The 8,969-nt window shown below is 67.7% G+C and carries 8 protein-coding genes and 1 pseudogene; 6 read left to right on the forward strand and 3 right to left on the reverse strand.

What is annotated here, in order from left to right:
• From DSP71_RS22725 to DSP71_RS12435, 3 genes and pseudogenes are all read right to left on the reverse strand, one after another.
• Positions 1-181, reverse strand: a pseudogene (locus DSP71_RS22725) (hypothetical protein); the annotation flags it as partial.
• Positions 178-408, reverse strand: coding sequence for a hypothetical protein (locus DSP71_RS12430; protein ID WP_058631043.1), 231 nt, complete (start codon positions 406-408; stop codon positions 178-180). The gene DSP71_RS12430 and the pseudogene DSP71_RS22725, both read right to left, overlap by 4 nt.
• Before the next feature lie 96 nt (positions 409-504).
• Complete coding sequence (locus DSP71_RS12435; protein ID WP_113681247.1) at positions 505-1,692, reverse strand: MalY/PatB family protein; 1,188 nt, start codon at positions 1,690-1,692, stop codon at positions 505-507.
• 230 nt (positions 1,693-1,922) lie between these two features.
• Between DSP71_RS12435 and DSP71_RS12440 the strand changes: the two genes are divergently transcribed.
• The 6 genes from DSP71_RS12440 to DSP71_RS12465 all read left to right on the forward strand — a co-directional run bounded on the left by DSP71_RS12440 (position 1,923) and on the right by DSP71_RS12465 (position 8,930).
• Positions 1,923-2,945, forward strand: a complete 1,023-nt coding sequence (locus DSP71_RS12440; protein WP_061015120.1) for a LacI family DNA-binding transcriptional regulator — start codon at positions 1,923-1,925, stop codon at positions 2,943-2,945.
• 205 nt (positions 2,946-3,150) lie between these two features.
• Positions 3,151-4,041: an ROK family protein gene (locus DSP71_RS12445; RefSeq protein WP_061015119.1), complete on the forward strand. Its 891-nt coding sequence runs from the start codon at positions 3,151-3,153 to the stop codon at positions 4,039-4,041.
• On the forward strand, positions 4,038-5,876 hold the full coding sequence (locus DSP71_RS12450; protein ID WP_113681249.1) for a class I mannose-6-phosphate isomerase: 1,839 nt from the start codon (positions 4,038-4,040) through the stop codon (positions 5,874-5,876). The genes DSP71_RS12445 and DSP71_RS12450 overlap by 4 nt, the downstream gene beginning before the upstream one ends.
• 89 nt (positions 5,877-5,965) lie before the next feature.
• Positions 5,966-7,234, forward strand: coding sequence for an ABC transporter substrate-binding protein (locus tag DSP71_RS12455; RefSeq protein ID WP_113681250.1), 1,269 nt, complete (start codon positions 5,966-5,968; stop codon positions 7,232-7,234).
• 8 nt (positions 7,235-7,242) lie between these two features.
• Positions 7,243-8,118 (forward strand): carbohydrate ABC transporter permease, encoded by an 876-nt coding sequence (locus DSP71_RS12460; RefSeq protein WP_113681251.1) that lies wholly within the window; start codon positions 7,243-7,245, stop codon positions 8,116-8,118.
• A complete protein-coding gene (locus tag DSP71_RS12465; RefSeq protein WP_058631048.1) occupies positions 8,118-8,930 on the forward strand; it encodes a carbohydrate ABC transporter permease in 813 nt (270 codons plus the stop codon). The genes DSP71_RS12460 and DSP71_RS12465 overlap by 1 nt, the downstream gene beginning before the upstream one ends.
• Positions 8,931-8,969 lie beyond the last annotated feature (39 nt).

Here is an 8,969-nt window from a genome sequence, read left to right on the forward strand (position 1 = left end):
TCGGGTGCACATGCACCTCGTGCGCTCCCGCCACCACAGCACGCGCAGCATCGTCGGCGACGACCGACGCATCCGCACTCAACCACGGGTGCTCGACCGCATCACGAGCGCCGTTCACGCATGCCTGCAACAGCATCCGACGCGGAGGCCGGGCGGGCGGGTCCGAGTCCGGCGCGGTCATCGGCCGATCAGCTCGCGGGGGTGCAGGTCATAGGGAGAGGAGTCGGTCGACGGGCCCTCTTCGGCGCGCACCGTGTGCTCGACCTGACGCGCCACCGCCGCGCTGCGGCCGACCTTGACCGCCTCGGCCTCGCTCATGAAGCTGCTCCCCAACGTCTGCGATTCCCCCTCGATGCGGTTGAACCAGATGCCGTTGCGGTGGAACGTCTCGATGTCGCCTGCAGCCATGGCGGGATCCCTTCTCTCGCATCCCTTTCTACGTCAGACCACCGACACGACGGAGGGGCTTGACAGCCTCCGCCCCATCGCCCGAGCGAGACCGGTTCAGACCAGAAGACCCGCCCGACGCACGGCATCGCCCATCGCCGCGAACGCCTCTTCCAGGATCGGACGGGGTGTCGCGAAGACCACCCGCACGTGACCCTCGGCGCCACGCCCGAGCAGCCGTCCCTCGGTCAGCACGACCCCCGCCTGCTCGCGGAAGAACTCGGCGGGCGGCCCCGGAATCCCGAGCGCCGCGGTGTCGATCCACCCGATGTATGTCGCCTCGGGCACGTGATACACGGCTCCGGGGAGGTGCTCCTCCACCAGCGTCGCCAGCTGCCGCCGGGAACCGTCGAGGTAGTCGGTCACCTCCGTCAGCCAGGGCTTGCCCGACCGGTAGGCCGCCGTCGAGGCCACCACCCCGAGCGTGGCCGCACCGTGCTGCACCGCGAAACCGAACCGCTTGTACAGCTGCTGGTCGGCTTCGTTCGAGGTGATCAGCTGCGCCGTCTTCAACCCAGGGATGTTCCAGGCCTTCGAGGCGCTCGTTCCCGTCACCGTATGCGCGGCCGTCACCTCCGACACCGACGCGTACGGCACGAACGACGCACCCTCATAGCGCAGCGGGGCGTGGATCTCATCCGCGAACACCCGCCCGCCGTGCCGCTCGACGATCTCTGCGATCGCCTCCAGCTCATCACGCCCGACGATCGTGCCGGTCGGGTTGTGCGGGTTGCAGAGCACGAGCGTCCTCGCGCCGGCAGCGAACGCCTCATCGATGCGCTGCAGATCGTGCTGCCAGCGCCCGTCGACCTCGACGCCGGGGACCTCGATCACCGGATGTCCGATCGCCGGCAGGTAGGTCAGGAACGGCATGTACGCGGGGGTGGGCACGATCACGGGCGAACCCGCTGGCGCATACTCCTGCACCGCGACGCCGAGGGCCGCCATCACGTCCGAGACCGGATGCACACGCTCGGGATCGACCGCCCAGTCGTACTCGTCGCGCATCCACTCAGACGTCGCCTCACCGAGCTCCGCGGCCTGCGGAGGGGAGAGGTATCCCAGGTTCTCGTCGTCGATCGCGCGATGCAGCGCCTCCGCGATCTCGGGCGCGACCCCGAAGTCCATCTCCGCCACCCAGGCGCCGATGTGTCCGGGGTGCAGACTCCACTTGCGGCTCTGCGGCCGGTCGAGGAACAGACGGGTGCGGGCATCGAACGGATGCACGGGGGAGGCGGAGGTCATGGTCTGGGTCCCGCCGAGTCAGTCGGCGGCGGCGGCGATACAGGAAAGACGCAGGACGCGGATCTCGGACACGGGGAACTCCATTCGCAGCGGGACCAGTCCAATCTACGGACGGCCCCGCTCCCTCGCATCTCGGGTTTCCCACCGTGACGGCGGTCGATGCCTCCGCAGAACCGGAGGGGCGCTGGTAACGTTCCCTTGATCGACGGCACCACATTCGGAGGGCAGTGATGAGCGAACCAGCGCGCCGCCCGACCGTCAAGGAAGTCGCGACCAGAGCCGGCGTCAGCCCCATGACCGTCTCCCGCACGCTCTCCGGCGGACTCAACGTCAAACCCGACGTGCAGCAGCGCGTGATGGAGGCCGTGGCCGAGCTCGGCTACCACCGCAACGAGAACGCACGCAGCATCCGTCCAGGACACTCGAGCGGCCTCATCGGCGTCGCGATCACGAACATCGCGAACCCCTACTACTCCACCTTCGCGCTCGGCGTCGAAGAGGAGGCCGCCCTCACCGGTCGCCGCATCCTGCTCGGCAACACCTCGGAGGACCCTGCGCGCGAAGCCGACCTCGTCGGCGACTTCCTCGGCCGCCGCGTCGACGGGCTGATCGTCGTCCCCGCCGGCACGACCTCCGCGCACCTCGCCCATTCGCAGAACCAGGGTGTCCCCGTCGTGCTCGCCTCTCGACGCATCGAAGGACTCGCCGTGGACAGCGTCGTGCTCGCCGACGACGAAGGCGCCCACCGCGGGACGACGGCGCTCATCGATCGCGGACATACCCGGATCGGCTACCTCGGCAATGCGCTGTCGATCTTCACCGGCGAGCGCCGCTACGCGGGCTTCGTCCGCGCCATGCAGGAGCGGGGCCTCACGGTCGACCCGCAGCTCGTCGCCACGAACCAACAGACCGTCGATCAGGCGCGCGAGGCGACGCGAACGCTCCTCGCCGCGTCGCATCCGCCCACCGCGATCTTCTGCGCCAACAACCGCAACGCGATCGGTGCGCTCAAGGAGATCAACGGCCAGCTCAACGCCGGGTCGCGCCCCGCGTCGGAGTTCCCCGAGATCGTGAGCTTCGACGACTTCGAGCTCGCCGAGCTCTCCCCCGTGCCGATCAGCGTGATCGACCACGACCCCCGCGAGCTCGGCCGCACCGCCACGCGCCTGCTGCTGGACCGCCTGGACGGCGGCGAGCGCGACAGGGAGCACCGCGAGCTCGAACTGCCCGTGTCACTGCGCGGCGTCCGCTGACGCGCACGGGCGCGGTTCCCCACCGCACTGCTGCTTCCCGGCTCACATGCATGACCCACCCCCGAATGCATGAACCATTCCGCGCCGCGGCTCATGCATCCGTCCGCCGATCATGCAAGTGAAGCGGCCTGGGCGGGGCGTACGCAACGTGTTGACACCTCACCTCCGCATTGATAACGTTACCAATCATCGACGAGGAGGCCGGATGGAGCTGTGCATCGATTTCGGAGGCACCGAGATCAAGATCGCCCTCACCGACGGCAGCCATGTCGTCGGCTCGCGCAGCATCCCGGTCGAAGGCACCCCCACCGACCTCGACAAGGCCGCCGCTCATGCCCGCGCACTCCTCGATCAGACCGGCCGCGCAGCCGACGCCGTGGGCATCGCGGTCCCTGGCGTCGTCGACCCCCGCAGCGACCGGATGCTGCACGCCAACGCCAAGTACGACTTCCTCGAAGACATCGACCTGCACGCCTGGGCGCACACCGAGTTCGACCTGCCGTCCGTGGTCGAGAACGATGCGCGCGCGGCGCTGATCGGCGAGACCTCCTCGGGCAGCGCGGCCGGTGAACGCGACGCTGTGCTCGTCACCCTCGGCACCGGCATCGGGACCGCGGCGATGATCGACGGATCGCCCCTGCGCGGACGCACCGGCCACGCCGGGATCCTGGGCGGACACCTCACCGTCGACATCGACGGCCCCACCTGCCCGTGCGGGAACATCGGCTGCGGCGAAGCACTGGCGAGCACCAGGGCACTCCCCGAGCACGTCTCCATGACGCAGGTCTTCACCACGGACGCGCACCCCGACCTGCGCGACCGCTTCCTGCACGTCTGGGGCGCCGTCGTCACGTCGCTCGTGCACTCCTACGACCCCGCCGTCGTGATCCTCTCCGGCGGCATCCTGCGCGCGGGCGACGCCGTGAGCGCACCGATCGAGGACTTCGTGCGCGAGCACCTATGGCCATCGCTGACCCCGCCGCACTTCGTCGTCCCGCCCGAGCCCGAACTCTCCGTCGTCCGCGGGCTCAGCACCCTGATCCATACCACCCACACCGCCACCACCCACACCGCCATCCCGCAGGAGGAACAGTGACCACGCCGATCAGCGACATGCATGAAGGGCACACCACCCGAGGTCGCTACGACACCCAGCCCACCGTGGCACTGCCCGCCGGGGAGCGCATCCTCCGCGGCGCGCACGGTTGGACGGCGGCGGCCGAGCTCGCCGAAGCCTGCGCCCGGGTGACCGGCACCGCCCCCGTGCTGCTGATCGACACCTACCCCGGAGTGGACGTCGAGGCCCTCACCACCCAGGTGCGCCAGTCGCTGCCGGAGTGGGCGGTCGTCGACGTCGAGGTCGCCGCGCGGCCGGTCGCCGAGGTCGAACAGTTGATCGCCCCGAGCCTCACCGACGACCGCGTCTTCGGTGTCATGAGCCACTTCGCCCTCACCGACTTCTACGACACCGCGAAGCTCGACGCCCTGGCAGACACGGTCGTCGAGAACCCCACCGTGGTGATCGGCTGGGGCGCGGCCCTGCTCTCCCCGCGCCTGACGGGCGACGCCGTGACGGTGCTCGTCGACATGGCCCGCTGGGAGATCCAGCTGCGCCAGCGCAAGGGCGCGACCAACTGGCGCGCCGACAACGCCTCGGAAGACAACCTCCGCAAGTACAAGCGCGGCTTCTTCGTGGAATGGCGCACCGCCGACCGTCACAAGCGCGCCCTGTTCGACACGGTCGACTTCGTGCTCGACGGCAATGCGATCTCGCCGGCCGAGCGGCATCCGGATTCGCCGGAGGCGGGGATGATCACGGGAGCCGCCTTCCGTCAGGCCCTGAAGGACGCCGCGCGTCGCCCGTTCCGTGTCGTCCCGTTCTTCGACCCCGGCGTGTGGGGCGGGCAGTGGATGAAGAACCTCATCGGCCTCGACCCCTCGAAGGACAACTACGCCTGGTGCTTCGACTGCGTCCCCGAGGAGAACTCGCTGCTGCTGGAGGGCGAAGGCGGCGTGATCGAGATCCCCGCCCTGGACCTCGTCTTCAGCCGCCCTGTCGACCTGCTGGGCGCGAAGACGTTCTCGCGATTCGGCGCCGAGTTCCCGATCCGCTTCGACTTCCTCGACACCATGGACGGCGGCAACCTCAGCCTGCAGGTGCACCCGCTCACCGATTACATCCAGAACACGTTCGGCATGCACTACACGCAGGACGAGAGCTACTACATGCTCGATGTCGGCGACGACGCGGTGGTGTACCTCGGGACGAAGGAGGGCATCGATCCCGCCGAGATGCTCCAGGAGCTGGCGACGGCCCAGGACGGCGAGCACCCGTTCCCCGCCGAGAAGTACGTCAACTCGTTCCCGGCCCGCAAGCACGACCACTTCGCCATCCCCGCCGGAACCGTGCACTGCTCCGGCGCGAACTCGATGGTGCTGGAGATCTCGGCGACGCCGTTCATCTTCACCTTCAAGCTCTGGGACTGGGGCCGGGTGGGACTCGACGGGATCCCCCGCCCCGTGCACCTCGACCACGGCGCCAACAACATCCAGTGGGACCGCGACACCACCTGGGTCGGCGACAACCTCATCGACCAGGTCGAGACCATCCGCACCGACAGCGACGTGATCGAGGAGAGCACGGGCCTGCACGAGCTCGAGTTCATCGAGGTGCGTCGACACTGGTTCACCCAGACGGCCGACCATGACACCGAGGGCACCGTGAACGTGCTCAACCTCGTGGAGGGCGATGAGGTCGAGGTGGTCAGCCCCACCGACGCCTTCGCTCCCTTCGTGATCCATTACGCCGAGACGTTCATCGTCCCGGCCGCCGTCGGGGCCTACCTCATCCGGCGCACCGAGAACTCGCGCAGTCCGCGCTTCGCGACCGTCAAGGCCTACGTGCGCGGCTCTCGCTCGAGCGACAGCTGAAGACGCCGCACCCGACGAGCACCGCACCCGAGAAACCGCACACCCGACACACACCGCACACCCGAGAAATACGAACAAGGGAGTTCAGAATGATTTCGCGACGCACGATCGCCGCCGCCGCGGCCGGTCTCCTCCTCGGCACCCTGGCGCTGGCCGGATGCTCCGGCGACTCCGGATCCGGCGGGGAGGGCGAGGTCACCGGCACGCTCGATTTCTACACCGACAAGGCGGCGTGGAAGCCCGATTTCGAGTCGCTCAACGAGGTCAGCGGCGATGCCGTCGACATCACCCTGAAGACCACGGGCTACTCCGACGCCAACCAGTACGACGCCTTCATCAAGCAGTCGTTCCGCACCGACAAGTCGCCGGGACTGTTCACCTGGCACACCGGCGAGTCGCTCAAGCAGCTCGTGGACGAGGGTCTGGTCGCCGAGACCACCGACATCTGGTCCAAGGCGGTCGACGAGGGCTGGGTGAGCGAAGACCTGCGTGACAGCTATACCTTCGACGGTAAGCAGTACTGCGTGCCGATGAACATCGCCTACTGGATCATGTTCTACAACAAGGCCGCCTTCGCCGACAACGGCATCGAGGTGCCGACGACCTGGGACGAGCTGAACACCGCCGCCGAGACGCTGAAGGATGCAGGGGTCACCCCGTACTACCAGACCAGCGTGCTGTTCACCTTCCAGTGGTTCCAGCACCTGGTCGCCTCCACCGACCCCGACCTGTACGCCGGACTCACCACGGGCGACGTGAAGTACACCGACCCCGAGATCGTCGACATCATGAACGTCTGGCTCGACGAGCAGAAGGCGGGCTGGTTCAGCGACGCGGGCAGCACGACCGATCCCGCGGTCGGCCTCAAGCAGGGCGACTACGCCATGATCAACTTCGGCACGTTCTTCGCCGGCAACCTCGCTGGCGCCGGCATGACCACCGATGACTACGGCATGTTCGCGATCCCCGCGGTCAGCGACGACCTCGATGCCACACCGGTGGCCATGGAGTCGGGCCCGATCTGCACCGCCGAGAACTCGAAGCAGCGCGACCTCGGCCTGGCCTACGCCGAATGGTGGATGTCGCCCGACGCACAGACCGCGTGGAACGACGCACACGGTGACGTCGCGTTCAACCCGAAGGCGAAGGTCTCCGACCCCGCACTGGCTGAGATCGGCGAGCAGATCGCCGGCGACGACTACATGCTCTACGACCGGTTCTTCGAGGCGATGCCCACCGAGATCGTGACCACCGCGATCGAGCAGTTCGGCGCATTCAACGCCAACCCCGGCGACCCGATGCCGTTCCTGGAGAAGATCCAGGCCACGGCTGACAAGTACTGGGCAGAGCAGGAGTAAGCGGGCGGATGACGCATCAGAAGACGCCCTACCAGTGGTCCGCCCGGGGCTTCATCGCCCCGGGCGTGATCCTGGTCGCGGTCCTGCTCTACCTCCCGCTGCTGTGGACGGTGTTCCTCAGCTTCACGAAGTACAACGGCCTCGGCAGCCCGAAGTGGATCGGGCTCGACAACTACGTCGAGATGTTCACCGACGGCGACTTCGTGGGCTCGGCGATGAACACCGTGCTCTGGGTGATCGGCACCCTGATCATCCCGGTCGGCATCGGCCTGGCGATCGCGCTGCTCACCTGGAACCTCGGGGGTGGCATCTGGCTGCGCCTTCCGTTCCTCATCCCCTACGCCCTCTCCGGCATCGGCGTCGGCGTGGTCTGGTCGTTCATCCTCTCCTCGGGCGGAGCGCTCGATCAGGCCCTCGCCGCGGTCGGCATCACCGACCCACCGCGCTGGCTCCTCGACGCTCCGCTCAACACGGTCGTGATGATCATCGCGTCGTCGTGGCAGGGCGTCGGCGTGAACGCACTGCTGTTCACGATCGGCCTGCAGGCCATCCCCAAGGAGCCGCTCGAGGCCGCGCGCATCGACGGCGCCGGCGGGGCGCGCCTGTTCACCAGCATCCTGTGGCCCATGCTGAGGCCGCTCACCGCCGTGGTCGTCGGGCTCTCGATCGTCGCGAGCCTCAAGACCTTCGACATCGTATGGGGCATGACCAAGGGCGGACCGGGCACCGTCTCGGAGACCCTCGCGCTGACCATGTACAAGGAGACGTTCGTGAACAGCGACTACGGGCTCGGCTCCGCGATCGCGGTGTTCCTCACCGTGATCACCCTCGTCGCCTCGGTCCTGTACCTGCGCCAGCAGCTCTCCCCGAAGAAGGAGATGTGATGTCGAAGATCATCCGCACCACCGTGCTCGTCGTCCTCGGGATCGTGTGGCTCCTGCCCGCCTACCTGCTCGTCGTGAACGCGATGAAGGACCCGACCACCTTCACCTCGAAGGAGTCGTGGATCCCCACCGACTTCCACCTGTTCGAGAACTTCGGTCAGGCGCTCGAGCTCTCCGGCATCGGCGACAGCATCGTCAGCACGCTCATCTATTCGATCGTGTCGCCGACCATCGCCGTGCTCGTGGGCGCCGCGGCCGGCTTCGCGATCGTGGCCCTGCGCCTCAAGCGCGGATTCCTATGGTTCGTCGTGATCTTCGGCGGCACAGTCTTCCCGCTGCAGATGGTGCTGCTGCCCCTGTTCGACGCCTACTCGCGCACCGGGCTGTTCGACACCCGCGTCGGCATGATCATGATCTACACGGTGATCTCAATCCCGTTCTCGGCGTTCGTGATGCGCAACTTCTTCACCGGCGTCGCGCACAACGTGTTCGAGGCCGCGGTGCTCGACGGTGCCACGACCTGGCGCATCTTCGTGCGTCTGTACCTGCCGATGGCGTCGAGCGCGCTGGTCGCGATCTTCATCCTGCAGGCCACGTTCGTGTGGAACGACCTGCTGCTCGGCCTCACGCTCAGCCAGTCCGACGACATCCGCCCCATCATCACCACGCTGTCGGGAATGCAGAGCACCTACGGCGGCGCGCAGATGTCGGTCGTGCTGGCCGCGGCCGTGCTCGTCTCGCTCCCCACCGTGGTGCTGTTCCTGTGCACGCAGCGGTTCTTCGCCAAGGGCCTCGCGCTCGGACAGTACTGACCCCCAACCCGCCTCGAAAGGCATCATGAATCCCCTCAT

This window comes from Microbacterium sp. H6 (genome assembly GCF_003314775.1).
Classification (GTDB): Bacteria; Actinomycetota; Actinomycetes; order Actinomycetales; family Microbacteriaceae; genus Microbacterium; species Microbacterium oxydans.

Bases quoted from the DNA above. Each gene is read 5' to 3' on its own strand.
- DSP71_RS12435 (WP_113681247.1), bottom strand. From the start codon at position 1,692: ATGACCTCCGCCTCCCCCGTGCATCCGTTCGATGCCCGCACCCGTCTG.
- DSP71_RS12460 (WP_113681251.1), top strand. From the start codon at position 7,243: ATGACGCATCAGAAGACGCCCTACCAGTGGTCCGCCCGGGGCTTCATC.
- DSP71_RS12465 (WP_058631048.1), top strand. From the start codon at position 8,118: ATGTCGAAGATCATCCGCACCACCGTGCTCGTCGTCCTCGGGATCGTG.
- DSP71_RS12455 (WP_113681250.1), top strand. From the start codon at position 5,966: ATGATTTCGCGACGCACGATCGCCGCCGCCGCGGCCGGTCTCCTCCTC.
- DSP71_RS12445 (WP_061015119.1), top strand. From the start codon at position 3,151: ATGGAGCTGTGCATCGATTTCGGAGGCACCGAGATCAAGATCGCCCTC.
- DSP71_RS12430 (WP_058631043.1), bottom strand. From the start codon at position 408: ATGGCTGCAGGCGACATCGAGACGTTCCACCGCAACGGCATCTGGTTC.
- DSP71_RS12440 (WP_061015120.1), top strand. From the start codon at position 1,923: ATGAGCGAACCAGCGCGCCGCCCGACCGTCAAGGAAGTCGCGACCAGA.